We start from the raw sequence: 25,809 nt of genomic DNA, 5'->3' as shown, positions 1-25,809 counted from the left end.
AACAAGATAGTAGAATACAAGCTACAAATCAAACACTAAAAAACTTGACAAAACGCTTGATACTTTTAATGGCTAATTCCAACTCGAATAATGAGGAATTGGCCTTTTTTGTATACCCAGGAGGACAAGATAAATGAAGGTAAGGCTTAAAGAGGTTTAATGTAATGAAGAGAAAAAAGAATACTATGCCTACAGTCAAGTGGAAAAACATTCTGAAAGACATATCTGAACTTCCAGATGATTTCAAGGAATTTTGATTTAGGTTGGTTAAAATTTCTTGAGGTTATTGGAAGGTTCTTACGAGATGTTGATGGTGAAATGCTACTTTTGGATGATGGATCCAGCCCTATCATGAAAAGAATTAGTGGTACCCTATTCGTAAGCAATGATTTGGATGTATATCAATCTAAGTTTATAACAAATGAAAATCTCAGCAGTCTTAATTACTCAACTTTCGCAGCTTGAAAATCGGCACAATCACTTTGTACTGCAGGGTTCGATGACATAAAAAGTCCGCTCTTGCCAGAAAAACACCCTTCTTGTTTGGTATCATGAAAGTGTCCAGCAACCATGCAAACAAAGAAAGGTGCGTAACTCCTATGGTACACCATAACTCCTTGTCTGAACAGGCGAAAAGTCGCTTTTCAGCCGTGTTTTCCACCCTGCAAATCGGCCATTTGCTACGTAAGGCTGGTATTTCCAAATCATTCGGTTATTCCAGCTTGGCCGTGTTTCAAATTCTGTTTTCACTCGTCTTCGAGGGCCGGAACTGGTTTCGTCTTTTGGAAAGCGATCGTGGAAAGTCGCTACCCCGCAAAGATGTTGTCTACCGTTTTCTCAATCAGGCTTCTTTTAACTGGCGGAAGTTTCTTCACAGCTTTGCTTTGAAAATCGTTTTGCACTTCGAGTCGCTCATTTCGTCTTCGCGCACGCGTGTCTTCATCGTCGACGATTCCGTCTTAAGCCGTAACCGCAGCAAGAAAGCCGAGCTCTTAGCCCGCGTGTTCGATCATACAACCGGCCGCTTTACCAAGGGCTTCAATATGCTGACTCTTGGCTGGTCGGACGGTTTCAGCTTTGCGCCGATCGACTTTGTCATGCTTTCTTCCGCTAAGCTTGTGAACCGCATCTGCGAGATGAACGAGCATTTGTCCAAGCGTAGTCAGGGCTATAAACGCCGGATAGAAGCTTTTTCCCGTAAACCAGATGCTGTCGCCGACATGGGTCGAACGAGCACTGTTTGTCGGCTTTGCCGCCGACTATGTGCTGATGGACAGTTGGTTCACCCAAGCGCCGCTGCTCCGAACGTTAACCGCCAAAGGACTTCAGGTCATCGGCATGATCAAAGACATGAAACAACGTTACCGGTTGAATGGCAAGCTGCCGAATTTAAAAGAACTGTATAGCACGGTACAGAAGAACAAAGCTTCAGACGTACTTGGCTCGGTGATCGTCGAAACAGCCTGTGGCTTGGCGATCAAGCTAGTGTTTGTTCAAAACCGCAACAAGAGACGGGAATGGTTTGGCGATCCTCAGCACCGACCTAATAATCGATGCGGAGGAAATTGTTCGGATTTACGGCATGAGGTGGAGTATTGAGACATTTTTCAAATTCACAAAAGTTATCTTAAGCTCGGCACCGAGTTTCAAGGCCGTTCCTTCGACATGCTCATCAGCCATACAACGGTTGTATTCAGCCGCTACTTGGTGATGGAATTCGAGCGCCGGCAGGAGAACGCCCCCAAGTCGTTTAAAGAACAATAAAAAAGCTTTTCAGAAGCGCATGCCGATGCCGGCATGCGCTTTGCTATGTGCCCCGGCATAGGCAACGACTCGCAAGTGATACAAAAAAGCAGAATGAGTATTGACGCTGTCCTACATTATAGGTATAATCTTCCTTAAATTAATAATCGTAATTTTTACTAATTAAACCGACGAAGCAAAGGAAGCGCTACATCAAAATTATAGCCAGAGGGTAGTTGTGATGAGACAAGAAATCGAGTTTATAAAATTTAATCCTACGCAAAATATGACGGTTCTTGTTAAAACGAATCATCCGGTTGAAGAGTATGAGCACATTGCTTCAAAGCTTATGTCTTACGACAACGTGCATGCCGAACAAGTAGGGTTTATTGAACAACCGGTTAAACATGCTGCTGCCGCTCATTTGCAAATGGCCGGAGGCGAATTTTGCGGGAATGCTTGCATGGCACTGGCCGCTTTTCTTGCAGCCGAAGAAGGACTTGAGCCTCATGATATGACAAGCATCGTATTAGAAGCTTCGGGAACGGATCATTTCGTCATGTGTCAAGTGAGAAGAACTGCAGACGAATATGTTTGTCAAGTGACGATGCCTCTTCCGAAAAAGATAGAACGGACAACCATAACGTATGACGGTCACGATTTGGATATCGTGATTGTGAGATATCACGATTATATTCATATCGTCATCGAAGTAGAGCAATTCCATCAAACCGTGAGAAAAACGGCGCAAGCTTTAGCCAAGTTGCTTGGAGTAACTTTAGGGTCCGGCTTGATCGGCATTTTATTGTATAAGTCCGGCCCGGATGAAATGGCACCGCTCATTTATGTCCCGTCTCTGGACAGCATGGTATGGGAAAGGGGGTGCGGTTCGGGCACAGCTTCTTTAGGAGCCTATCTGGCTTGGAAAAATAAAGGGGCCGTTGCTGCGCAAATCAGGCAGCCCGGCGGCACGATTCGCGTGACTGCCGATTGGGATCAAGAAGAATTGACGAGTCTGGCCATCGAAGGCTCGGTCGGAATCGTAGCGCAAGGCAAAGCTTTTATAGAGATTTAGCCATTTACATACGGGAGAGAAACGAATGAATGCGACGGAAAACTTACAGTTACATTTGACGGAATATTCCGAAAAGTTTATTGAGCTCGCGAGGAAATATGACCGTACTATCCATCCTAGCTCGGAGTTGGAGAAGATCATTAATGATTATTCCAATTTCATAACCAACGAGAGGAATAAAAAAGCCTGGGAACAACTGGAACAGCAAGAGCCCGGCGGACTTCAACAACTGGTGGAGGCTGTGAGAAAAAACTCGGCCCTTTGTGTCGCGATTATGGAGAAATACCGCGCACTGAAGCTGCTGGACGGGCAGGCCGGGATCACCGATTATTTCAAAAATATCGAAGCCTGCATCGAACAAGAATTTGGCAGTTTTCAAGTGACTTCCGAATCCAAAGTATTGCTGGTAGGCTCAGGTTCGTTTCCGATGACGCCGCTACTCATTGCCAAGCGGACAGGAGCAGAGGTGGTGGGCATCGACATTGACGATGAGGCGATCGAACTCGGATCGCGAGTTGTTGGTGCATTAGGAAAAGGATTGAAGATCAGATTAGAAAACGCGTTCGTCGAAAATCTTGATTTTACGAAAGACGCGACCCATATCATCTTTAGTTCGACGGTTGAAAATAAATACGACCTGTTGGATCAATTACATACGTTAACCAATGAACATGTGATTGTGGCGATGCGATATGGCGATCGGTTGAAGTCTTTGTTCAATTACCCGAGGAGAGAAGTGGACGGGCGAAAATGGAAGACGGTTGAAACCATATTGCGTCCGGATCATGTGTTCGATATTGCATTGTATACCAAAGCCTGAACTACATTTTTGCAGAAAAGGAGCTTGGATGAGCGATGAGCGATTTTAGGCGAGTGTTAGTGTTGGGAACGGGGCCTGTATCGATTCAACTTGCCGTCACTTTAAAAAATCGGTTGAATGGCTGTATAGGCATCGTCGGGAGACAATCCGTCCGTTCGGAATCGTTTTTTACCGCCCTTCAGCAAAATAACCATTTCATTCGCGCAGACATTCAAAATGAAAAGCACCAGGCGATGAAAGGCGAATGCTTCGTCGACCACGTTTTTCACGGGTACGGGACCATTACGGGGGAATGGGATACCGTGATTTTGTCCGTCACAACGGATGCGTATATCGAGGTCTTAAAGCAAATTGATAAGCAGCTTTTACAACAAATCAAGTGTATCGTTCTGGTCTCTCCGACGTTCGGTTCTAACAGCTTAATCCGCAATTACATGCACGGCCTTGCTTCGGACGCGGAAATCATCAGTTTTTCGACGTACTTGGGCGATACGCGATGGATGCATGACAGACCGTCCAATCATGTCATCACAACGGCGGTCAAGAAAAAGCTTTTTATCGGCTCGACGCGGCATCCGTCCCGGAATGTCGAAACGTTTTGCGAGCTATACGAACCATTGGGCATCGCTCTGGAAGTCATGCAAGCTCCCCTAGAGGCGGAAACAAGAAATATATCGCTCTATGTTCACCCGCCGTTGTTTATGAACGATTTTTCGCTCAGCGTCATATTTGGAGAAGTCCGGACCAAGAAGTATGTGTATAAAATGTATCCCGAAGGACCCATCACGCAATATTTGATTCGCGATATGCTGGCCCAATGGAAAGAGATTACAAGTATGATCGAAACCATGAATATGAAAGGCATAAATCTGCTTAAATTTATGACGGATGACAATTATCCGGTGAGATTGGAGAGCTTATCGCGTCATGATATCGACAATTTCAACGAGTTGGAGACGATTCATCAACAATATTTATTGTATATCCGTTATACCTCGCTGTTGATCGACCCGTTCTCCGAGCCGGATCAGGAGGGCAAATATTTCGACTTTTCCGCGGTTCCCATTCGAACCCTGTTTGTCAACAGGGAAGGGGAGTGGGATATCCCAAGAATGCCGAAGGAAGACTATTACCGGATCAAGATCATCCAAGGAATCGCAAAATATGTAGGCTCGAAGTGCCCCACCATCGACAAGTTCATTCGGACCTATGAAAGCAAAATTGAACAGGCCGCGCAAGCTCATCAAGGCGAACGGTTGTCCGATGCCTTTGTCGTCCGGAGTTTTGCCGAAGATTTGCAGATGATATGCAGCGAAATCGGAAAAGGTTGGGAATCCAAGCGTTGAACTAGCCGTTATTGTAGGGGGAAACAAGGTGGAAATCAGAAAGCTGTTTTTTTTACTTGTCGTGATGTATGCCATGGCGGTCCTTGCCGGCTGCAGCGATAGCAAAGAAGCGCACACGGGTTCGGCCGATACCGGCAAGGAATTAGTGTATGCAACCGCCAAAGATATGAACGACATGAATCCTCATTTGTACGCAGGTTCTATGCCGGCCCAAGGGATGGTGTACGAATCGCTGGTTGAAAATACGAAAGACGGGATAAAACCATGGCTTGCCGAATCGTGGGAAATTTCGAAGGATGGAAAAGTATACACCTTTCATCTGAGAAAAGATGTGAAATTCCATGACGGGGAGCCGTTTAACGCCGAAGCGGTGAAGAAAAATATCGATGCCGTACAGCATAATGCCAAAAAGCATTCCTGGATCAAGCTGTCGACAAAAATAGCGAGCTGCCATGTCAAAGACGAGTATACGGTCGAATTGGTCTTATCCGAGCCCTATTATCCGACATTGCTTGAATTGTCGATGACCCGGCCTTACGTATTCATCTCGCCCAAAAATTTGATCAACGGGGAAACAAAAGACGGCGTAAATGGCTACAAAGGAACGGGACCCTATATTCTCACGGAACATAAAGTCGACCAGTATGCCGCTTTTGAAGCCAATGAGAACTACTGGGGCGGTTCGCCAAAAGTGAAGAAAATTATAGCCAAAGTTCTTCCGGCGGGGGAAACGACCTTTTTAGCTTTGCAAAAGGGAGAAGTGAACTTTGTATTTACGGATGATCGGGGGACCGACAGTCTCGATGTGGAAGCTATGAATACGCTGGTGAATTCAGGCAAGTACCAGATGGTAAGAAGCGAAGCGATGAATACGAAAATGATCGTAGCCAATAGCGGTAAAGCCGATCATCCGGTACATGAAATCGCCGTTCGCGAAGCGATTTGGTACTCGATCGATAGAGACACCATCAGCAAGCAAATTTTTAACGGTGTTGAAGCGCCGGCCCATACGTTATTTTCGCCCAACGTCCATTATGCGAACGTCGATTTGAAGAAACGGGGCTTTGATTTGGACAAGGCCAAGAACATTCTGGAAGAAGCGGGTTGGCGTTTGGAGAACGGCAGCGCAGTCCGAACAAAAAATGGAAGCAAATTGGCCATGAAGCTGTACTACGATGTCAATTCTTCTTCCCAAAAATCGCAGGCGGAATTGATTCAAAATTCGGTAAAAAAGATAGGGGTCCAACTGGACCTTGTCGGCGAGGAGTCGACCTCCATCGCCAAGAGAAGATCAACCGGCGACTACGATTTATTATTTAATCAGACGTGGGGACTTGCGTACGATCCGCAAAATACAATCTCCGCTTTTACGTCCGAGTCTTCGTATTTACATACGACAAAAGGCATGGCGAAAGCGGACGAGCTTTACAAGAAAATCGATGAAGTCATGGTGTCTGCGAACGAGGAAACAAGAAAATCGTTGTATGCGGATATTTTAACCCTGGTTCATGACGAAGCCGTCTTTATTCCAATTACCAATGGAAGTGTGACTGTCGTTGCTCCAAAGCGTTTAAAGGGCATCTCGTTTAAGCAAACGCAGTATGAGCTGCCGTTCGAGCAAATGCACTTTGAGTAAGAGGATAAAAGGGGATGCTCTCCCCTTTTTATTTATGAGCAGAGGAGATTTTCGATGGGAAGTTACATCGTGAAAAGGTTGTGCCTATCCGTTCCATTGCTTGTAGTCATTTCGTTTATGACGTTTGTTTTGGTCAATTTGTCTCCTTTGGATCCGGCCGAAGTGGTGCTGCAAGCGCAGGGCGTTCCCACAATCACGGATGAATTAATTGCGCAGACGAAAGAAAAGCTGGGGCTGGATAAGCCCTTCCTGATACGCTACCTCGATTGGGTCACGGCATGCTTGCAGCTGGATTTCGGGCATTCCTATGTCACGGGAAAACCGGTCTGGTCATTGCTTGGCCCGGCATTTCTGAATACGTTAAAGCTAACGTTAGTTTCCGTAGTTGTCATTATTGCGCTTTCTATCGTGCTAGGCGTGATTTGTGCGATGAAGGAAGGAAAAATGACGGATAAGTCGGTCCGAGGCGTTTCCTTTTTCCTCACGGCCATGCCGTCCTATGGGCTTGCGGCGATATTGATTTGGTATTTTTCTGTGAAGCTGGATTTGCTGCCCACCAGCGGGATGGATTCGTACAAAAGCTATGTTTTACCGGTTATTGTGATCGCCGTCGGTTATGCAGGCATTTATTTCAGAATCGTCAGAAGCTCGATGTTGAGCCAGTTAAATGAAGATTATGTCCTGTACGGTAGAGCATGCGGCCTGCCGGAGAAGAAAATGACGATGCATATTTTAAGAAATTCGTTGCAGGTCGCCGTTTCCGTCTTTTGTATGGCGATCCCTATGATATTGGGAAGTACGGTCGTGGTAGAAAATGTTTTTGCATGGCCGGGGCTGGGGAGTCTGAGCGTTAAAGCAATTCTTGGCCGGGATTTTCCGATAATTCAGGCATACGTTCTTGTCCTGGCGGCGGCCTTTGTTTTGTTTAACACCCTATCGGATATTATGAATGCGGCGATGAACCCCAGATTAAGAAAGGATCTCTAAATGACACTACTCAAACATTTACTTAAAGATAAGCTAGCCGCGTTATCTTTAGGCGTCATTGTTGTAACCGTTGTGGTTGGTATAGGCGCCCCTTTATTCGCGCCGCATGATCCGGAGGAGGTCAACATGGACCTCCGGTATGCAGCTTCATCGTGGGAGTATCTGTTAGGTAACGACCACTTGGGGAGATGCATGTTATCCAGATTAATTTATGGAATTCGCCCCAGCGTGTTATGGGTGTTCGTGGCATTGGTCCTCTGTATTTTGATCGGGGCTATTCCGGGGTTTATAGCGGGTTATTTTAGAGGCAAAGCGGATGCCGTTGTAATGAGAATTTGCGATATGATGCTTTCTTTTCCGGGATATGCGATGACCTTGGCGGTCGTCGGGATTTTAGGCGTAGGACTTGGGAATATATTGATTGCCTTGGTGTTGATGAAATGGGCGTGGTTTGCCCGGGTAATCAGAACGTCCGTTATGCAATATGCCGAATCGGAGTATGTCAAGTTCTCCAAAGCATCGGGGGTCCGCGATATCCAAATTATTTATAGACACCTGGTTCCTGTTACATTTGCCGAGATTGCCGTCATTTCAAGCGGTTCTTTCGGTTCGACGATTTTGCAGGTATCGGGATTTTCGTTCCTCGGGTTAGGCGTTCAAGCTCCCGCTGCCGAGTGGGGCATGATGTTGAACGAGGCAAGGGAAGTCATGTTTTCAAGACCGGAGCTCATGTTAGCCCCGGGGTTAGCTATCATGGTAGTCGTATCGGCGATCAATTTTTTGTCTGATGCACTCCAGGTTGCTTTGGACCCTAAATTAAGAACCTCGCACAATAAGCTTCAAGGAAAAGAGGTGGCTTAGCCGGTCTATGAATATATTGGAAGTTGCAAATTTGAAGCTATGGGATAGCGTCACCGGGAAAGTGTTGATTGCCAACCATTCATTCCAATTAAAGCAAGGAAGCTGTCTGGCCATTGTAGGGGAAAGCGGAAGCGGGAAGTCCGTGACCTGCAGAGCGATCATGAGATTGAATAAAGTCTGGATTCGCCAATCCGGAGACATTGTGTTCAAAGGCGAGAACTTGACCCTGCTTCCGGAAAGAGAAATGAGAAAGAAGCGGGGAAAACAGCTGTGCATGATTGTACAGAACGGCATGAGCGCATTTGATCCCTCGTGTGTCATCGGCGTTCATCTGAGAGAGACGCTTGTCGAGCATTTCGGCTGGAGTAAGAACGACATCGAAGCGAGAATGAAACAGGCGATGGAAAGCGTCATGCTGAAAAATCCGATGGAGCTGATGAATAAGTATCCGCACCAGCTATCGGGCGGAATGCTGCAGCGGGTGATGATTGCGCTGGCTATCGTATTGGAACCGGACGTGATTATCGCGGACGAACCGACAACGGCACTGGATACCATTTCGCAATTTGAGGTGGTGGAACAATTGATTCGATTACGGGAGCGAATGGGCTGCTCGATGATCTTTGTTTCTCACGATTTAGGTGTTGTCCAAAAAATGGCCGATGAAGTTCTGGTCATGAAGGATGGAGAAATTGTGGAAAGAGGAGCCACCCAAACCATTTTCTCGGACGCGCGGCATGAGTATACCCAATATTTGGTGTCTACTAGACTGGCGCTGAACCATCATTTTAAGAGAATCATGGGGAGGAGTTAGCATTGCTGCGCATGGACGGTGTGGAAAAATCTTATCGAAAAGGCGGTTTGTTTTCCGGAGAAAGGCAAACGGTGTTAAAGAATGTCAGCTTCGAATGCAAGCCGGGGGAATGTCTCGGGATTATCGGAGAAAGCGGAAGCGGCAAATCAACCTTGGGACGGTTGATTCTGGGGATTGAAAAGCCTGATCGCGGCGCCGTGTTATTTGAGGGAAAGAGTGTACGGGATCGAAGAGTGAGAGTAGGCAACATCAGCGCTGTGTTTCAAGATTATACATCTTCCATTAATCCGTTTTTTACGGTGGAAAAAGCTATTAGGGAGCCTTTAACCCTGCTAGGAAAGGTTCGAACCGATGATCGAAGCAAGATAGATCGTCTGCTGCATCAAGTTGGCTTGAGTCCGTCCTATCGAACAAAATATCCTCATGAGTTGTCCGGCGGAGAGGCTCAGAGGGTGTGCATTGCGAGAGCCATCGCATCCGAGCCGAAATGTATTTTATTCGATGAAGCCATCAGCTCTCTGGACGGGTCCGTTCAAATGCAAGTGCTTGAATTATTGAAAGAATTGCGAAAAATGTACAGCATGAGCTACATCTTTATCACTCATGATATTCAGGCCGCCGCCTATATTTGCGACAGAGTCGTTATTTTTCGAAACGGTCAAATCGAAGAGACGGCCCCTATCGAACAATTAAAAGACGTGCGGTCGGAGTATGCCAAAAAATTATTGCAGATGATCATGGCTTAACTGATATTAGGAGGAGAAAACATTGTGAGCGGAGCGTTATCCTGGCCTTTTCTGCGTTTATATGTATTAACCCTGCTTTATTTTAGCGCCAATTCCGTTCTGAATGTGATAATCCCGCTGCGGGGGGAATCGCTGGGAGCCAGCAATACAACGGTCGGTTTCATTATGGGGGCATATTTGTTTACGACCATGTTCTTTCGGCCGTGGGCGGGCCATATGATTCAGAAGCACGGGCCGATCCGGGTGCTGCGCATGATTCTTATGATCAACGGCTTTGCCTTAATCCTGTATACGGTGACCGGGTTAGGCGGCTTTTTGGTTGCGCGTATTTTGCAGGGCGTGTCGACAGCCTTTTTTTCAATGGCGCTGCAGATCGGCATTATTGATGCGCTGCCGGAGAAGGATCGCTCCCAAGGAATTTCTCTATACTCCTTATTCTCGTATATTCCGGGTATCATTGGCCCTCTGCTGGCGCTGGGCATTTGGCAATCGGGGGATACGAATTATTTTACCGCAGCGATGGTAGCCATTGCCCTGATTACGGGGGTTTTTGGGTACAGCGCCAAAATGGACAAAGAAGCGGCCCCGCCTGTTCCAGACCCTGCGGAGCAGAGAGCGAGTATGTTTAAGTCCTTCGGTCAGTTGGTACAAAATCCGCATTTATTTAAATGCAGCGTCTTGATGCTGGTCGCGTCCATCGTATTTGGAGCGGTTACCGCCTTTATCCCGCTTTACGCGGCGCAATTAAAAAGCGGCCATGCCGGCATTTATCTCATGCTTCAGGCAGGCACGGTGGTGTTGGCTCGTTTTGCTTTAAGAAAAAAAATTCCTTCGGACGGCAAATGGCATTCGTCCTTTATCATGGGGACGATGCTTCTGCTCGCGGCAGCGGCGGAATGTGTAGGCTTTTCGATGACAGGGGGCGCTATCTTTTTCTATGCGGGCGCCGTCTTAATGGGAACGGCTCAGGCACTCCTTTATCCGACGCTGACAACGTATTTGACCTTTGTCCTGCCGCAGGCGAACCGCAATGTGTTAATCGGTTTATTTATTGCCATGGCCGATTTAGGCGTTTCGCTGGGAGGCGTCGTGATGGGACCGGTCGCGGATCTTTCCTCCTATTCCTTGATGTATACGATTTGCGCTATCTTGGGTGCATCGATGGTCGTAGTTGCCTATGACCGGGGAAAACGGCTGTCGGGTCCGAGTGAAGAAGCCGGCTTGCCGAAATGATAGCTTGTTCCAATCCGCTCCTGTCGCGGATTTTTTTTTGTTTTAACGGATAAATGGGAGGGGTCATTTACAAATTTTTAATATCGAATTATAATTGGGTTTATAACTTAAATAAGTAATATTATGTAAAATATAAAATATATTTCAAACTATAATATAAAGGTGGTGAATTATATACAAGTCAAGGAGTATGTCGTCCACTGGGAGGACACGATGCGGCTGCCGGACAGCGATATGGATGAGAAAATTAAAGGCTTGTCCGTCGCAACGCAGCTCGGTGCCCGTGTTCCTACAGGGTTGATTATCGTTCCGGAAGCTTATTGCGCTTTTGTAGAGGAGGGGGCCGTTCCGAAAGGACTTGGCGCTGCCTTGACCTCGCATCTGTTGGACATCGAGCGCCGAATCGGCCAAAAAATCGGTGCTTTCGAATCGGACAAGCCTCCTTTGCTGTTTTCTTTGCGATGCGGGGACAAGAACGGCGACGTACGGCTGCCGGAGTCCATGGTCAATATCGGACTGGCTCAAGCCGAGGGACAAGCGAAGCGGTCCGATGCATTTGCCGGCATGCTTCAAGAAGAATACGCCATGCAGGCGCAGCAATTCCAAGGCAGTCTTCTTGCCGGGGCAGTGGCCCGGAACCCGTCGCAAGGCCCGTTCGGGAGCGTGGTCGACGAGCTGCTCTACTACATCGAGCGGATCTATGCGCATTTTCAAGAGCTGGAGCATGCGGGACAGCGCCATTTTAATCGCTGGCTGATCGTTCAGCAAATGGTGTACGCCAACTGGAACGCGCAGTCCTGCAGCGGGAGGGCTTATACCCGGAACCCGCGCACGGGACAATCGGACGATTTCGGCAAATACCTGATGCGGCAGTCGGGAGCGTATTTGAATCTGACCCCGCTGGAGCGGAAAAAAGATTTGCGGGAATTACGGGACGATATCCCCGAAGCGTACGATCAGCTTAAGGCATTTTTCATGGAACTGGAAAGCTATTACCGGACGCCGAGATATGTGGAGTTTGTCGTCGAGGATCGCAGGCTGTACATTCTGCAAAATACGAGGGGGAGCTATGCGGCGAGATAAACCGGCCCTACGGGAAGTTCATTGCGGTCACGGGAAAGGGGGTGATACGTCATGAGCTACCTCGGTTTTGTGTTCAGTCTCATCATTTATTTCATGATCTGGACGCTGTGCTCGTACTGGATTCACCGGATTGCCCACATTCCGCATAAAAGAAACTTTTTGTTCAAAATTCATCAAGCGCATCACAAGGTCCAGTACGGCGAGTCTTACGCGCCTTCCTTGGGCAGCTTCTTTTTCTGGTTCGGAAGCTGGAAGGCTTCGTTGGACGTCTGGATTTCGTTAACGCTGCCGGTCGTCATTATCGCGATCATCGATCCGGTGCCCGGTATGACGCTATTGATTTTTCACTATTTCTACGAGGTGTTTTTCTCAAGCAACGTGCTGGATCACAATCCTAAAATCAAAGGGGTGGTTACGCGGATTTTTGCCATCGGTCAATATCATCTGCAGCATCATCGGGTGCAGCGCTGGAATTATTCCTTTTTCATCACCTTATGGGATCATGTGTTCCGCACGGTGAAAAAAAGCGGCAAAACCACGGAGAATCGTGCGGTAGGAGGGAGTTTATGATCAACCATTTTTTAAATATCAATGCCTTTTTCGATTATGGGATGTACCGTCAACAGAGCAAGGAAGCGTTAACCGAAAACGATTTGCTTGGGGTGTTTCCGCCTTCGCTGGCCCGTCTGGAAATGTCCAGAGACAAGCTGATTCCGATTCCCGAACAAGTGAAGGAGGTTTATTCGCGCTATCGTCCGACCCCGTTGTTCCGGGCGGAAAAATTCGAGCAGGCGATCGAAACGGACTGCGAAATCTACATCAAAGACGAAGGGGCGACCCATTCCGGGAATCATAAGGCCAACAGCGCGTATTTGATTTCCTACATGTGCCATAAGGACGGCGTAAAAACGATCACGACCGAAACGACCGGAAACTGGGGAATCGCTCTGGCGCAGGCGGCAAAGCATTTTGGCATCCGCCTCCTTTGTTTCATTGACGAAGAAAGCAACAACGTCCGGCCGGACCGGAAGCTGCAGATGGAAAATGCCGGCGCGGAGGTTATCGTTGTCAAATTGGACCAGTATCATCAGGATCTGCTGACGTTGTCGGCCGATTCGGCGATCGAATATACGAAAAAGATGGAAGATTCGATCTATATTTTCGGCAGCGTGTACGGCTATTTTGTCATCCCGCAAACCGTCATCGGGCTCGAAGCGAAGAAGCAGCTTGCCGCTTTAGGGAAATATCCCGACATTGTGGTGGGAAGCTGCGGAGGCGGGGCCAACATTCTCGGGACGGCGTCCGCTTTTCTGGCGGACCGTCTGGAGCACGGCAAGGAAGTGGAGGTTTTCTCCTCGGAGGCGGAGCCGTGCCCGATTTTGACCCAAGGCGAAATGGGCTATTATTCGATCGACAGCCAGGATTATTATCCGTTGGTCAAAACTTACGGGCTCAAGGGGCTGAACGACAGCACTTATATCGGAGGCTTGGGGTCTACAATCGTAGCTCCGGCCGTCGCCCATTTTCATTCCAAGGGCATCATTGAGGCCAAAACCTTCACCCCGGCGGAAGCGAAAGAAGCGGCGGAACGGTTCTACCAATCTCAGGGCGTATCCGTCGCGTTGGAAACGGGGTATCAGCTGGCGGGCGTGATTCATAAAGCCAAAAGCAGCAAGGGGAAAGTCATTCTGGTCAATATCAGCTCCGGCGTCAACGATAAGCAGTTTTTCAATTACAAATAAGCACACGGCAGGCCGCCAAGCTTGATCTTCGGAGGTGTGGCAATGAAATGTTTTTTGGGCAGATGGGTGAAAGCGCACGGCGAACCGCAGCTTACGATTTATACGCTGGACGACCGTCAAGTGCAAGGCGCGCGTTCCGTTTCCGCCGAAGCGCCCGAGGATGAGGCTTTCGTGATGTTTGCCGGGGAGCTCTACAATGCCGGTTCGTTGGCCGTTGCGTCCGGTGTCCGTTCCGCTTCTGCGGAAGAGCTTGTGAAGGAGCTTTACCGGCGCGAAGGAAGCGGGATGATTTCCCGGTTGGACGGGACGTTTGCGCTGGTGATCTATGACCGGCGGAAGCGCGAGCTGCTGCTGGCGACAGACAAGCTGGGGGAGCAACCGCTGTTCGTCAGGGAAGATCAGCCGGGTGAGCTTTGGTTTTCCAACCGGCTGAAACCGCTGTTGAAGCATGGCGGAATACCGGCGTTCGACAAGTACGCTATCGATCAATACATGATCTACGGGACGCCATTGGGCGGACGCACGCCTTTTCAAGGCATTTCCGTGCTGGAGTACGGGCAGGCCTACCGCGCCAATGCCACGGAACAGCGCGCGTGGAGATACTGGACGCCCAGCTACCATAAAACGTACGAGAAGCGGCATATGCCGGAGCTCTACGAAACCTTTAAAAGCATCCTGAAGGATTCGGTGCTGCGCTTGCGCGACAACGGGCGAGTCACCGGCATTGCCTTTTCGGGAGGGGTCGACTCCAGCGGCATTTTGTTGACCTGCGTGCAGAACGGCGTTCCGGTCCAGCCGGTTTGCCTGACCTACGCCTCCAAGGGCGGCGAGGATTTGAATCTTTACCGCGCACGGCTAGTGGCGGATTACTTGAAGGTTCCGATGCTTACCGTGCATTATCAGCCTCCGACCGATGCGGACATTAGCGAAATTGCGGCCAGCTACGATTTGCCCTGCGGCAAGTTGATCACGCTGCATAACGATTATTTATGCAAAAGCTTCCCCGACCCTTCGTCCGTTATCCTCGCGGGTCACGGGGGAGACGAGCTGTTTGCGGGATACTTGCGGTACCAGCGGCCGCAAGACGGAACGTCAACCTTGGTGCCCCGGTTCGCGCGCAGCAGAGGGAGCCACGGCCTGCGGGAAAACGAGCGGAAAAGCATGGGCCTGTATGCGGAGCATTTCAGGCATTGGGCGGCGGAGCACGATCCGGAGGAGCTCTATTTGGTTGAACGGCTCGATCCGTACCGGGACTGCGAGGCGATCGACCGGGTCTCCTTCCTGGAGGTGTTCTATGAAGGGCACTGCGATAACGTTTCCGTGGCGCACGGGTCAGGCAGAAAATACGGCAAGCGCATCCGCAGCCCGTTTCTCAGCCCGGACATGATCGAGTTCGCCAATGCGATTCCGTTCGAGCTGAAAATCGCAGAGGGACAGCCGAAGGCGATTCCCAAATTCGGCTTGGCCGGGGAGCTGCCCCACGAAGCTCTCTTCGACCGAAAGTTCGGCTTCGACACCTTCTTTTCGCATGAAGCCTGGCTGCTCGAAATCCGCCATTCTTTCTATGAGGAAATGATGGAAGGCGCGCTGGCGGGCGAGTGGCTGGACCGGGAGGCCGTGCGGCAGTTGTTCGTGCAGGAACAGGAAGCTTCGGCGGCCGCCGACCTGTGGAAGCTGCTTTCGTTCGAGCGCTGGTACAAGCAGATTGTCGCCTAGAAGTCGGTGAAAAGACGGAAAGGTATTCAATGGAATGGATCGAAAGGACGGTGTTCCATGGATCGAAGGGAATTGGCTTCGCTTCTCGAACAATGCGGGAGCTCGGAGCATCCGGCCCATTCGGCGGATTATCGGCTCGGGGCTTGCACTGTGCGGCTGCTTTGTTCGATTCCTGAGCTTTTTCAGGAGATACACGGCGTGCTGTCGCCCACTTTCGGCGGGGAAAGCGGGGCCGAGCTGCCGCCCGGCGGCTGGCGCTTTGCGGCTATGGTCAGCGACGCCTGGGACTTCGAACGGTTTGCGCAGGCAGCTGAAGGAGAAACGGTCATCGCGCAGAGCTCAGGTTACCGGACGTTGAGGGGAAAGGTAGTGGAGGATGCAGCCGTCCGTTACGTCGCCAATGCGGAGAGCGGCAATCTGATCGCCGTCGACAACGGCCGGAAGCTGGCGGCAGCGATAGGCAGGAAGCCGGACAGCTCGCTCATTCTGGACGCAAGCGCGACGATCCGCAGCATTTTGCGGTCAGAATTGGAGCGGCGAGGCGGCTTCGTCCTTCATGCCTCCTCGCTGCGGGTCAAGGATAAGGGGGTGGCGATTATAGGGGAGAAGGGGGCCGGCAAATCGACGCTTCTGATGGAATGGCTTATGAACGCGGGAGCGGCGTGCGTCGGTCCGGACCGGACTTTTTTCTGGAAGGACGGGCGGGACATCCGGATTAGCGGGTGGCCTTCGGAGATTCGCCTCAAGGCGGAAACTGTTGCCGACTACCCCGGCTTACAGGCATTCGTCCATCAAGACCCCACCTTATGGAACGGGGAAAAGTACGAAATTCCGCTACAGCGCCTGTCGTCATGGCGTGTGCCGGTTGCCAGGGAAGTTCCGTTGCATTTGGTCATTTTTAAGCAGTATGTTCCCGATATGCCGGATTTTCAGGTTCAACCGCTGCACCGGCGGGAGGATATTGTCCGCGAGCTGAGATCCTCCCTGTACACGCCGGTGGACCCGAATTATCCGAATTGGATCGGCATCCCCAGTCATAGCGAGAGGAAAGCGGAGGATACGCTGCTCGGCACCGCCGGATTGCGGTTTATGAAATTGACGGGCGGAGGCAGCCGGGAAAGGCTGCTGAATCTGGCGCAGGAGCTGGTTTTCGATGAGAACTATGAGCAAAGAACGTATCATCCATAATCTGGATGGCGTCAAGCGGATTGTCTTTGACATTGACGGCACGCTGAAGCTGCCGGGGATTCCGATGAAGCCGAGCATGATCGAGCTGTTTAACCGGTTGACGGAGCTCGTTCCCGTCAGCTTGGCTACGGCGCGAACCGTTCTGTCGGTCAGGCGCTTCCTGCGGAAGAACGGGCTGCGAATGAACTGCCCCGTCATTTGCTTCAACGGAAGAACCGTTTACGATTACGGGCAAGGATGCAGCTTATACGAAGCTGCGATCGACATGCGGGATGTCCGGCTCGTTCTGGAGGCTTGCGGCAGTTCCGGGGATATAATTTTCGAACAGGGGGAGTCCGCCTACGCCACAACGGAAACCGGCGCGTGCTTGTATGCCGAGGATTGGAAGATCGGCCGGGAGGCCGTGCAGGTCGTTGGCGGCGAGTTGCCCCCGGCTCCGCCGGTCACGATCGTGCTTATGCCCGGTCAGACGGATATGCTCGAACATCTTGAGAAGATCATGCCCGAGGTGTCGCCTTCCCTGATCGTCGAGAAGCAGAGAACGACCGACTGGTATGAAGTGAAGCAGGGGGGCATCACGAAGGCGGTCGGACTGCAGGCTTTATGCGGGGCGTTCGGGGACAGTCCCGGCGGATGCCTCGTATTCGGCGATGAGGAAAACGACTGCGAGATGTTCGAAATTTCCGGTCTGAGCGTAGCGGTGAATCAGGCCAAGGAAAAGCTGATTGCTCTCGCGGACGCCTATTGCGAGCATGATATGGAAGAGCTGCTGGAACGAATTGCGAATCAAATGACGACGAACCCAGGGAGGCCACATAATGGACTGGATATCGGCAATCAGGGATAGCGCGCCTCCGCATGTAACGGAACGCATGGATTTTCAGGAGGTGAACGAACTGAAGATCGGGCATTCCGTGTCCAAGGTTTTCTTTATCAAGGACAAACGCGGGAACGGCGGCGTGTATCTCAAATGCAACCCGCTCACCCCGGCGATCTCGCTGGAAGCCGAGAAAGACCGGCTTGTCTGGCTGCAGGGCAAGCTGCCCGTGCCGCAAGTCGTTCATTATGCGAAGGAACGGTCGTTTGAATATTTAATTACCGCAGCGCTGGAAGGTGATAACCCGATCAGCGCCGGGGCCCCCGGATCGCCGGAGAATACGGAGCGGGTGATCGGCTTGTATGCGACAGGACTGCGCCAAATTCACAGCGTGCCTGCCGGAAGCTGCCCTTTCGACAACCGGCTGGCCCGGCAGATGGACAAAGCGCGCCGGAATATGGCGGACAATTTGATCGTCGCGGACATTCTTGACCGATACGAGGTCGATAACGTCGACGTCTTATACGAAACCTTGGTGAAAACGAGCGAGACCATTCAAGAAGAGATCGTGTTTACCCATGGCGACTACAGCCTCACCAACATGATCGTGCAGGACGGCGAGCTTCGCGGGTTCGTCGATTGGGGCAACGGCGGCGTTTCCGACAAGTACCAGGATTTGGCGATTGCCGCCAAGAGCATCGTCTACAATTACGGCGAAGCGTGGGTGCCCGTATTTTTCGAGCGCTACGGGATAAGCCGGCCGGATCGGGAGAAGATCCAATTTTATCAGCTGCTGGACTGGTTTATTTGAGGGTTGACGACGCCGTTTGTATAAGGGGGCATGACAGATGGATGCGCTGATCGAGAAGGTTTACCGGTTGACGGCGGAACAGTTCAGGCAGCGCTACGGGTTATCCGCCAATAGGCAGGGCTGGCCGCCGGAGCCGGCATCCTGCGATGTATGGAAGGGCACGTTTGGCGTATCGGAGACGCTGCTTCGCGAAGGAGTGCAGTCCCATTCGGTGGTGCTCGGGGGGCCGTGCCTCGTCTTTACCCACGGGCAGGCGCGCAGCGTCACGGTCAAGGATTGCATCGACCTCATCGCGCCGATCCGTGCGGCCAAGTGCCTGAACCTCCCTTGCGTGCTCCTGATCGAGATCGAGCAGCTGTCCATCCTGGCCGGAGACGGCAAGTCGCCGCTGGATGACGAGCATTGGTCGGTTATGGTGGGTGTGCTCCATCATTTTGTCCGCTATTATGCGCTGTCCATCGGGTTTCCGCTCGAACGCCTGCATTTTACCTGTACGTCGGAGCCGGAGGTGGAAGCGGTGGTGGACGATCTGGCGGACCGGTACGGAGCTCTGATCGGCACGGAGGACATTTGCGGGTTATACGCCCCGGACGGCTCGTCTTTGTTCCCCCGGGAACATCCGCTTTACGAAAGGTACGTCACGGCGTTTAAGAGGTCTTTAATGCTTTACCTGCCGGCCTTTTCGGAGTATGTTACGGGGCTGGCCGACCCGTCCGTCATCAGCGCGGAAAATGTGAATCAGGCGCGCGCCGTCGCGGTGGCGGGGAAATTGACGGAGCGGTTGAGTATGAAGGCGCCGGCGATGATCGCTCATCCGGAATGCCCGAACATCGCCGGGGCAAGGATGGACCATGGAGAGGAAAAGGATAAGCTGTACGTCTCCGAGCCTCTGCCCGTCTTGTTGAGCAAGCTCGGCCTCTGCGACGACCTTCTCGTTTCTTATCTCTCCCATTGGCACACGGAACGGGAACCCGCGACACAGACGGACGTACACGCTCAAGCGTCGAGATTCTTAACGATGGTCAACGGCATGTTTGCAAGAGCGTACAAGCAACACACGTATCAGGATGTAAAGGAGGTATGGTTATGATGAACACTTGTGTCTCCGCCGTTCCCAGAAGCCCCAAAATCGCTTATATCCGTATCCTGGAAGCGTGCAACGCCAAATGCAAGATGTGCCGGTTCGCCGGGTCGACGGACATTTACCGGCTGCCCTTGGAGAAGCTGAAGCAGCTGGCGACGGAGCTGGCCGAGCTGGATACGGAAGAAATCCGCTTTACCGGCGGCGAGCCGACGCTGCACGACGATTTAATGGAGGCGATTCGCTTCATCCGCTCGCTTGGGCTCAGGGTCAGCACGATTACGAACGGCTCTCGGCTGAAGCACTATGCGGCTGAGCTAGTGGATGCCGGCATTACCGGCATCGTTTGCTCGCTGGATTCCCCTCGGGCGGAAATCCACAATACGCTCCGGGGCACGCCCCGTTTGTTCGAGGATGCTGTGGAGGGCTTGGCGGAAATCGACCGGCTGCGCGACCGGGAGAAAGGCGGCTTGAAGCTGGTTGTGAACAGCATCGTCTCGAACCGGACGTACGATCATCTCGACGAATTCATTCCGCTGCTCGACGAGATCGGCGTCGATTTGTGGCGGCTGAATCCGATCAAGGATGTCAAAGGCATGTATTTAACCCCGGACGAAATCAAGCAGTATAACGTGGTGGCGGCCCGTATCCAGGATAGGCTGCAAACCAGCCGTGTCCGGTTGAATGCGGTCAACCCGTTTATTTTCGGCACGTCCGAGGAAGAGATCGAAGGCTGTTCCAAGGGCAAGGCGCTAACGTACAGCAAGTGCTTCGTCCCGCTGTACGTCTCCTATATCGACGCCAAGAACGGCAGCATGACCGCATGTCAATGTCTTCCCCATCGGAAAGGGAAGCCGCTCAGCGTCGAAGGCGTGTTCGAGAGGCCGTTCAAGGATATCTGGAACGAGTCGCAGTTCGCGAGCAACCGGCAAAGCTTCTCGCAGGTGGCTCCGCAAGTATGCACCGGCTGCGAGCCGGCCAACGTGAAGTGGAATAAGGACTATCACGAACGCCAGCTGGAGGCGGCTGACTATTCGTTCAGTTGGGACTCCTAGACCATGAAAACACAAGGTGAAACGATGAAAGAAGTCACTCTGACGCTTCCCGGCCATTTTTTGGGCGCGCATTTGATGGATGAAGAAGAAATCAACGAAGTGCTGGAGGTGATGCGCTCCAAATCCATCTTCCGGTACTACGGTCCGCAGCTGCTTGGCAAGACGGATCAATTCGAGGCGGAGATGGCCCGCTTTCTTGAAGCGGAGCATGTCCTGGCGGTCAGCTCGGGGACGGCGGCGCTCAAGACGGCGCTGCAGGCGCTCGGGATTGGTCCCGGCGACGAGGTGATCGTCCCGGCTTACGGCTTCATCGCGACGGCCAATGCGGTCGTGGCCTGTCATGCCGTCCCCGTATTTGCCGACATCGACGAATCCATGAACATGGACCCCGGCGATGTCCGGGCGAAAATAACGGCCAACACGAAGGCGATCATCTGCGTGCATGTGCAGGGAGTGGCCGCCGAGCTCGAAGCGCTGCTCGACATCGCGAACGGGCGCGGGATTCCTTTGATCGAAGATGCGGCTCAAGCTTTTGGCGGGACGTACAAGGGCAGGAAGCTCGGCACGTTAGGAGCAGCGGGCTGCTTCAGCTTTCAGACGAACAAGATCGTCTCGCTCGGCGAAGGCGGGGCCGTGGCTATGCGGGATAACGAGCTTTATCAACGGGCAGCGATCTACCACGATCAAGGCTGCGTCCGTCACGACGGGTTCCCGACATGGAACAACGAGGCTTGCTTTTTCGGGGAAAATTACCGGATGAGCGAATTGTCGGCGGCGATCGGGAGGGTGCAGCTCCGAAAATCGCGGAGCCTGCTCAAGCAGTTAAGGGAGCTTAAAGCGCGATTGAGGCATAATTTGGCGGCGATGGGGCTGCATTTGCGGCGGATGCCGGACCCGGAGGGCGACTGCGGCGTATCGGAATGCTTTTATGTGGGGGATGAACAGGTCCGGAACGAAATTATTGCCCGGTTGAAGAGCTCAAACGTCCTGGCTACGCCGTCCTACAATTCGGCCGTATACGAGAACCGGATGTTCTATAACCGGCGCGTGGCGCATTCGTCGGGTTCGCCCTTCGCCCAATCGCGGGCCGCATACGAGCCCGGCATGTGCCCGGCAGCGGAACGGCTAGCCCGTCTTTCCGTTTGGATTCCGGTCATTCCTTTATACGCTATGGACACAATCGAAACCATGTCCGAGGCGGTACAACATATTATGGCGTCCTATGAGGGAGGAAAATAACATGAGAATTTTTTTGGCCTATCCATTTACGAAACTGCTGGATGCAGACGGAAATTTCCACGAGTCTGCCAAACATTTTATTACGAACGCGGTGAAGCGGTTGGAAGAGCGGGGGCACAGCGTGTTTTCCGCTCAAGTGAGAGAAGTGTTTGGCGAAGAGTTGATGGAACCGGATCTGGCGACCCGGCTCGATTACCAAGAGATGGGTAATGCGGATCTTGTCGTGGCTTTCCCCGGATGGGCGCCGATTTCCGGAGGCGTGCATGTGGAGCTGGGATGGGCCTCCGCGAAGGGCAAACCGATTCTCTTGTTCCTGCATGAGGACGAATCGTATACGCCGATGGTTACCGGGCTCGGGATGGTCACGCAGGTGAAGCCCATCCTGTTCGGGGATGCGGATATGGACCGCTTGGTCGACCAGATCTTGGAGGAAGTGGATCAATACACGCTGCATTATACCTGACAGGAGGGTACGGGATGAAGATCCTTTTGAACGCCGTGCCCTTCGGGTACGGCCCGGTTTCCAAAATCTTGACCGTCGCCAAAAAATTAAAGGCCGGGGGCGCCGAGCTGATGTTTTGCGGCAGCGGCATCGCCTATGATTTTATGCGGCGCGAGCAAGTGTGCGACACCGTACACCTCGACTTGTACGAGGAGGAGGGCGCCCGGCAGCTTGCCGGGCTGTCCGCTTCCTTCGATTACGCGCTTACGGCGATGGAGCCGTTGTTCGTCAAGCATCTCCCTGCCGGTGTCCGCCGGGGCTATATCGATTCGTTGTTCTGGATGTGGGATACGGGGCATTTCGACGAGTTTCCCGAGCTGTTTCAAACGGATCATTATTTTGTGCAAAACACGTTCATCGCCGAGCAAAGGTCGAACAAGCTGCCGATCCGAAACCCTGTTGTCGTGGGCGGAATTATCGACATTCCGGCCCGGCAGTCCAAGATCAAGCGAAGGGCGGTCGTTCATTTCGGAGGCATCGAAAATATTTTCAATGATTCCGCTCAAATCCGCTACCCGTACCGGATGATGGAGCTGCTGGAGCAGGCCAGTTGGGACACGTTCGACGAAGTGGTCGTCGTGTGCGGCGAACGGTTCGCCGGCGAGCTGCGGCAGCGCGGATACCGGTTTGCGGACCGGATCGTATCTCTGCCTCATGACGAGTTCATGCGCCTGCTGTCGGATTCGGCCCTGCTGATTACGACGCCGGGTCTGACCACGCTGCTGGAGGCGTACGCCATGGGCATCGAGACCGTATTTTTGCCTCCGCAAAATTACAGCCAGCATTTGATTTTGAACTATTTGTTCGGGCTGTCGTACCCGGTGGAGCTGTTAAACTGGAGCTTGTTCGATTCAAGCTTCCGCCTCGACCCGGACATGCCGGAGAAAGAAGCGGTCATGGCGGTTCAGTCCGGCATGGAGGCGTTCTTTGACGATGACGCCCAGACGAAGATGTTCCTTCAGCTGCTTCATCCGCAGATTCACGATGCCGGTATTCACCGCCAAATTGGGCAATTTCAGCGCGATTTCATCCATCAGACAGGTACGGACGGCGCGGATCGGATCGCCGCCACGGTGTTGGGGGTTAGGGATGAAGCTGCACATTATTGAACTGAAAAAATTTAGCGATTTTTTGGCGATACGCACGGCCTGGGACCGCATGCTGGAACAGGCGGTAACGAGGAATGTGGCGCTGACGTACGAATGGGCCTATGCGAGCTGGAAAAGGTACGCCGGCTTTTTCGATGTCCGAGTCGCGACGCTGTGGGAAGCCGACACGCTGGTGTCGGCGATTCCCTTTGTCGCGAAGCCCGTCAGCAGGGAAGGCTGCCGGGGAACGGCGGTGCAGGTGTTGACCGAAATCGTGCCGTACAGCACGATAAGCGAGGAGGCCCCGGTTCTGGAATGCTTCTTTGCTTATTTACGCCGCAACTACGCCGATTTGCTGAAGGTTTCGTTTCAGGAGGTCGACGCCTCCTGCTATGGCTTTGCGGCTTTAACGGATTGGGCGCAGGGCGAGGGGATGCCGTTTTTTATTTATAAGAGCCACGAGTCCCCTTATGTCGAGATCCGGACCGATTTTTCAAGCTATTACTTGACGCGCAAAAAGAAGATTAAAAATGCCTTGCGCAACAAGCCGGACAAACTGCAGGCGCTCTCGCCGTTCCGCATTGTGTCGTACGCGAAGGAAACGGACATTCGGCGCGGGTTTCAGCAGCTCCTGGAAATCGATTGCGAAAGCTGGAAGTACGAGGAGAAAAGCGATATGTCATCGCGGGAAGGCCAGCATATCTTCTACGAAACGTTGGCCGAAGAGGGCGCCAAACGGGGCATGACGGAGCTGTGGCTGCTGGTCAACGAGCGGGAGCCGGTCGCTTTTGAATATAATTTATTGTTCGAGGGCAAGGTGATGGCGATCAAATGGGGCTACAAAGTGAAGTACGCCTCGTTCTCGCCCGGCGTCATCTTGCGCTTGGAAACGACGAAGCAGTTTTTTGAACGAGGCTTTCGGATGATCGATCTGTGGGGAAGCAAGGATCAATTCAAAACGATTTGGAGCGACGCCCACTTCGACCGGTACGCCGTTCATCTATATGCCAACTCGGCCGCAGGCTTGGCGCTCAAGAGGCAGGACGAGAACGCCCGAAATTCGGTGGCCGCCCCGTCTGCGGTGGAGCTATGCTGAACCGCGAGGCCGTGTTGGAAATTATCGAGCATTACGGCAGGAATACGCCGCTATCCCGGGATTACATCGGTGATATGTGCCGGCTGTTTCAGCAATATTACGGCTTTCGCTACGTGCTGCCTGTCGATTCGGGAACGGCCGCATTGCATACGGCGCTGGCGGCGGCCGGCATCGGCTCCGGGGATACGGTGCTCCTTCCCGTGAACGTCTGCGCTTCCGTGCCGATGGCCGTTCTAAGCGTCGGGGCGCTGCCCGTGCTGGTGGACACCGACGTTTCGCTCAATATGGATGCCCAGGCGCTGGAACGCATGCTGGACGCCCATTCCCGGACCCGGGCGGTGATCGTCGTGCATCAGCACGGCATTCCGGCCAATATGGAGCTGCTGACCCGAATCGTCCGGGCTAGAATACCGGACGCCTGCGTCATCGAGGATTGCGCCCAGGCTCACAGCACGACGATTCAAGGCAAGCCGGTAGGGCGGCATGGGGACATGGCCGTCTTCTCCTTCAATAAAGGAAAGATCATTTCGGCGGGCAGCGGAGGGCTTCTGGCTACCGCGAATGAGGAATGGTACGAACGGGCGTTCTGCTTCGCTCAACTGGGCGCTCGCCACACACCGTATCACGAAACGCTTGGATACAACTATCAAATGTCCGAGCTGCAAGCCTGCATCATCGCCGGGCAGCTTCGGAGCATCGCGGAGCTGTCGGACCTGAGAAGGCGCCATGCCGGGATGTATCGGGAGCAGCTGGATTCCGGCGCCGTCCGTCCCGTGCTTCCCTTGATCGAAGGGGAATCGTCGTGGCACCGGTTTGTCGTGCATTTGTCCGTCACGCCCGAAGCTTACCGGCAGCTGGCGGACGAATTAAGACGGCAAGGGCTTCCGTTCCAGGAAGCGCATCCTTGCCCGCTGTACCGGGCCCGATTTCTTCAGGATTATTACCGCACCAACCGGCTCTCGCATCTTGCGGACGAGTCGGGAAGCGGCTTTCCGAATTTCGCCGAGGTCGAGCGGAATCTGATGTTTTTGTATACCCATGCGCAAATAACAAGCGACTGCATCCGGCGCATCTGCGGTCTGCTCAACAAAGTCGACTCGAGCGCATGAACCGTTGCAGGGAGGGACTTT

The 25,809-nt window shown here is 52.3% G+C and carries 23 protein-coding genes and 1 pseudogene; all 24 read left to right on the top strand.

The genetic code is table 11. The features are described 5' to 3' along the window. Window positions 1–599 precede the first annotated feature (599 nt). A pseudogene (locus tag QJ48_RS07215) lies at window positions 600–1,731 on the top strand (transposase); the annotation flags it as partial. Between the two features lie 253 nt (window positions 1,732–1,984). Then, entirely contained in the window at window positions 1,985–2,818 is an 834-nt protein-coding gene (locus tag QJ48_RS07210; protein ID WP_054972961.1) for a hypothetical protein, read from the top strand. Between the two features lie 25 nt (window positions 2,819–2,843). Then, window positions 2,844–3,638, top strand: coding sequence for a class I SAM-dependent methyltransferase (locus tag QJ48_RS07205; protein WP_054972960.1), 795 nt, complete (start codon window positions 2,844–2,846; stop codon window positions 3,636–3,638). A gap of 35 nt (window positions 3,639–3,673) precedes the next feature. Continuing rightward, window positions 3,674–4,984, top strand: coding sequence for an opine metallophore biosynthesis dehydrogenase (locus QJ48_RS07200; protein WP_054972959.1), 1,311 nt, complete (start codon window positions 3,674–3,676; stop codon window positions 4,982–4,984). Between the two features lie 64 nt (window positions 4,985–5,048). Continuing rightward, window positions 5,049–6,620 carry a staphylopine-dependent metal ABC transporter substrate-binding lipoprotein gene (nikA, locus tag QJ48_RS07195; protein WP_054972981.1) on the top strand — a complete coding sequence of 524 codons (1,572 nt, stop codon included), beginning with the start codon at window positions 5,049–5,051 and terminating at the stop codon, window positions 6,618–6,620. 54 nt (window positions 6,621–6,674) lie between these two features. Then, the gene (gene opp1B / locus QJ48_RS07190; protein WP_054972958.1) at window positions 6,675–7,607 is read left to right on the top strand and encodes a nickel/cobalt ABC transporter permease; all 933 of its coding nucleotides are present in this window, start codon (window positions 6,675–6,677) and stop codon (window positions 7,605–7,607) included. Next, window positions 7,608–8,468: a staphylopine uptake ABC transporter permease subunit CntC gene (gene opp1C, locus QJ48_RS07185; protein ID WP_054972957.1), complete on the top strand. Its 861-nt coding sequence runs from the start codon at window positions 7,608–7,610 to the stop codon at window positions 8,466–8,468. A gap of 7 nt (window positions 8,469–8,475) precedes the next feature. Then, window positions 8,476–9,282: a staphylopine uptake ABC transporter ATP-binding protein CntD gene (locus QJ48_RS07180; RefSeq protein ID WP_054972956.1), complete on the top strand. Its 807-nt coding sequence runs from the start codon at window positions 8,476–8,478 to the stop codon at window positions 9,280–9,282. 2 nt (window positions 9,283–9,284) lie between these two features. After that, complete coding sequence (locus tag QJ48_RS07175) at window positions 9,285–10,028, top strand: ABC transporter ATP-binding protein (RefSeq protein WP_054972955.1); 744 nt, start codon at window positions 9,285–9,287, stop codon at window positions 10,026–10,028. A 24-nt stretch (window positions 10,029–10,052) separates the two neighbouring features. Beyond that, window positions 10,053–11,261, top strand: a complete 1,209-nt coding sequence (locus tag QJ48_RS07170) for a staphylopine family metallophore export MFS transporter CntE (RefSeq protein WP_054972954.1) — start codon at window positions 10,053–10,055, stop codon at window positions 11,259–11,261. 213 nt (window positions 11,262–11,474) lie between these two features. Next, entirely contained in the window at window positions 11,475–12,344 is an 870-nt protein-coding gene (locus QJ48_RS07165; RefSeq protein ID WP_054972953.1) for a hypothetical protein, read from the top strand. A 51-nt stretch (window positions 12,345–12,395) separates the two neighbouring features. Continuing rightward, entirely contained in the window at window positions 12,396–12,914 is a 519-nt protein-coding gene (locus QJ48_RS07160) for a sterol desaturase family protein (protein WP_054972952.1), read from the top strand. Next, window positions 12,911–14,086: a pyridoxal-phosphate dependent enzyme gene (locus QJ48_RS07155; RefSeq protein WP_054972951.1), complete on the top strand. Its 1,176-nt coding sequence runs from the start codon at window positions 12,911–12,913 to the stop codon at window positions 14,084–14,086. Before QJ48_RS07160 ends, QJ48_RS07155 begins: the two co-directional genes overlap by 4 nt. A gap of 42 nt (window positions 14,087–14,128) precedes the next feature. Then, window positions 14,129–15,802, top strand: coding sequence for an asparagine synthetase B (locus QJ48_RS07150; RefSeq protein WP_054972950.1), 1,674 nt, complete (start codon window positions 14,129–14,131; stop codon window positions 15,800–15,802). Between the two features lie 57 nt (window positions 15,803–15,859). Beyond that, window positions 15,860–16,990, top strand: a complete 1,131-nt coding sequence (locus QJ48_RS07145) for a hypothetical protein (protein WP_054972949.1) — start codon at window positions 15,860–15,862, stop codon at window positions 16,988–16,990. Further along, window positions 16,956–17,837, top strand: coding sequence for an HAD family hydrolase (locus tag QJ48_RS07140; protein ID WP_082420387.1), 882 nt, complete (start codon window positions 16,956–16,958; stop codon window positions 17,835–17,837). Before QJ48_RS07145 ends, QJ48_RS07140 begins: the two co-directional genes overlap by 35 nt. Continuing rightward, the gene (locus QJ48_RS07135) at window positions 17,809–18,618 is read left to right on the top strand and encodes an APH(3') family aminoglycoside O-phosphotransferase (protein ID WP_054972947.1); all 810 of its coding nucleotides are present in this window, start codon (window positions 17,809–17,811) and stop codon (window positions 18,616–18,618) included. The genes QJ48_RS07140 and QJ48_RS07135 overlap by 29 nt, the downstream gene beginning before the upstream one ends. A gap of 37 nt (window positions 18,619–18,655) precedes the next feature. Continuing rightward, window positions 18,656–19,708 (top strand): hypothetical protein, encoded by a 1,053-nt coding sequence (locus QJ48_RS07130; protein WP_054972946.1) that lies wholly within the window; start codon window positions 18,656–18,658, stop codon window positions 19,706–19,708. Continuing rightward, window positions 19,705–20,754 (top strand): radical SAM protein, encoded by a 1,050-nt coding sequence (locus QJ48_RS07125; RefSeq protein WP_054972945.1) that lies wholly within the window; start codon window positions 19,705–19,707, stop codon window positions 20,752–20,754. The genes QJ48_RS07130 and QJ48_RS07125 overlap by 4 nt, the downstream gene beginning before the upstream one ends. A 3-nt stretch (window positions 20,755–20,757) precedes the next feature. Further along, a complete protein-coding gene (locus QJ48_RS07120; protein ID WP_054972944.1) occupies window positions 20,758–21,993 on the top strand; it encodes a DegT/DnrJ/EryC1/StrS aminotransferase family protein in 1,236 nt (411 codons plus the stop codon). A gap of 1 nt (window position 21,994) precedes the next feature. Continuing rightward, window positions 21,995–22,456, top strand: coding sequence for a nucleoside 2-deoxyribosyltransferase (locus QJ48_RS07115; RefSeq protein ID WP_054972943.1), 462 nt, complete (start codon window positions 21,995–21,997; stop codon window positions 22,454–22,456). Between the two features lie 14 nt (window positions 22,457–22,470). Then, on the top strand, window positions 22,471–23,604 hold the full coding sequence (locus QJ48_RS37375; RefSeq protein ID WP_054972942.1) for a hypothetical protein: 1,134 nt from the start codon (window positions 22,471–22,473) through the stop codon (window positions 23,602–23,604). Beyond that, the gene (locus QJ48_RS07105; RefSeq protein ID WP_054972941.1) at window positions 23,585–24,679 is read left to right on the top strand and encodes a GNAT family N-acetyltransferase; all 1,095 of its coding nucleotides are present in this window, start codon (window positions 23,585–23,587) and stop codon (window positions 24,677–24,679) included. Before QJ48_RS37375 ends, QJ48_RS07105 begins: the two co-directional genes overlap by 20 nt. Beyond that, on the top strand, window positions 24,673–25,788 hold the full coding sequence (locus QJ48_RS07100; RefSeq protein ID WP_054972940.1) for a DegT/DnrJ/EryC1/StrS aminotransferase family protein: 1,116 nt from the start codon (window positions 24,673–24,675) through the stop codon (window positions 25,786–25,788). Before QJ48_RS07105 ends, QJ48_RS07100 begins: the two co-directional genes overlap by 7 nt. Window positions 25,789–25,809 lie beyond the last annotated feature (21 nt).

The organism is Paenibacillus sp. A3 (assembly GCF_001399685.1).
Lineage (GTDB): Bacteria > Bacillota > Bacilli > Paenibacillales > NBRC-103111 > Paenibacillus_G.
The sequence above is the reverse complement of the archived record's forward strand: the minus strand, read 5'-3'. Positions and strand labels throughout refer to the sequence as shown.

Bases quoted from the DNA above. Each gene is read 5' to 3' on its own strand.
- QJ48_RS07210 (WP_054972961.1), top strand. From the start codon at position 1,985: ATGAGACAAGAAATCGAGTTTATAAAATTTAATCCTACGCAAAATATG.
- QJ48_RS07205 (WP_054972960.1), top strand. From the start codon at position 2,844: ATGAATGCGACGGAAAACTTACAGTTACATTTGACGGAATATTCCGAA.
- QJ48_RS07200 (WP_054972959.1), top strand. From the start codon at position 3,674: ATGAGCGATTTTAGGCGAGTGTTAGTGTTGGGAACGGGGCCTGTATCG.
- nikA (WP_054972981.1), top strand. From the start codon at position 5,049: ATGTATGCCATGGCGGTCCTTGCCGGCTGCAGCGATAGCAAAGAAGCG.
- opp1B (WP_054972958.1), top strand. From the start codon at position 6,675: ATGGGAAGTTACATCGTGAAAAGGTTGTGCCTATCCGTTCCATTGCTT.
- opp1C (WP_054972957.1), top strand. From the start codon at position 7,608: ATGACACTACTCAAACATTTACTTAAAGATAAGCTAGCCGCGTTATCT.
- QJ48_RS07180 (WP_054972956.1), top strand. From the start codon at position 8,476: ATGAATATATTGGAAGTTGCAAATTTGAAGCTATGGGATAGCGTCACC.
- QJ48_RS07165 (WP_054972953.1), top strand. From the start codon at position 11,475: ATGCGGCTGCCGGACAGCGATATGGATGAGAAAATTAAAGGCTTGTCC.
- QJ48_RS07160 (WP_054972952.1), top strand. From the start codon at position 12,396: ATGAGCTACCTCGGTTTTGTGTTCAGTCTCATCATTTATTTCATGATC.
- QJ48_RS07155 (WP_054972951.1), top strand. From the start codon at position 12,911: ATGATCAACCATTTTTTAAATATCAATGCCTTTTTCGATTATGGGATG.
- QJ48_RS07150 (WP_054972950.1), top strand. From the start codon at position 14,129: ATGAAATGTTTTTTGGGCAGATGGGTGAAAGCGCACGGCGAACCGCAG.
- QJ48_RS07145 (WP_054972949.1), top strand. From the start codon at position 15,860: ATGGATCGAAGGGAATTGGCTTCGCTTCTCGAACAATGCGGGAGCTCG.
- QJ48_RS07140 (WP_082420387.1), top strand. From the start codon at position 16,956: ATGAGAACTATGAGCAAAGAACGTATCATCCATAATCTGGATGGCGTC.
- QJ48_RS07135 (WP_054972947.1), top strand. From the start codon at position 17,809: ATGGACTGGATATCGGCAATCAGGGATAGCGCGCCTCCGCATGTAACG.
- QJ48_RS07130 (WP_054972946.1), top strand. From the start codon at position 18,656: ATGGATGCGCTGATCGAGAAGGTTTACCGGTTGACGGCGGAACAGTTC.
- QJ48_RS07125 (WP_054972945.1), top strand. From the start codon at position 19,705: ATGATGAACACTTGTGTCTCCGCCGTTCCCAGAAGCCCCAAAATCGCT.
- QJ48_RS07120 (WP_054972944.1), top strand. From the start codon at position 20,758: ATGAAAACACAAGGTGAAACGATGAAAGAAGTCACTCTGACGCTTCCC.
- QJ48_RS07115 (WP_054972943.1), top strand. From the start codon at position 21,995: ATGAGAATTTTTTTGGCCTATCCATTTACGAAACTGCTGGATGCAGAC.
- QJ48_RS37375 (WP_054972942.1), top strand. From the start codon at position 22,471: ATGAAGATCCTTTTGAACGCCGTGCCCTTCGGGTACGGCCCGGTTTCC.
- QJ48_RS07105 (WP_054972941.1), top strand. From the start codon at position 23,585: ATGAAGCTGCACATTATTGAACTGAAAAAATTTAGCGATTTTTTGGCG.
- QJ48_RS07100 (WP_054972940.1), top strand. From the start codon at position 24,673: ATGCTGAACCGCGAGGCCGTGTTGGAAATTATCGAGCATTACGGCAGG.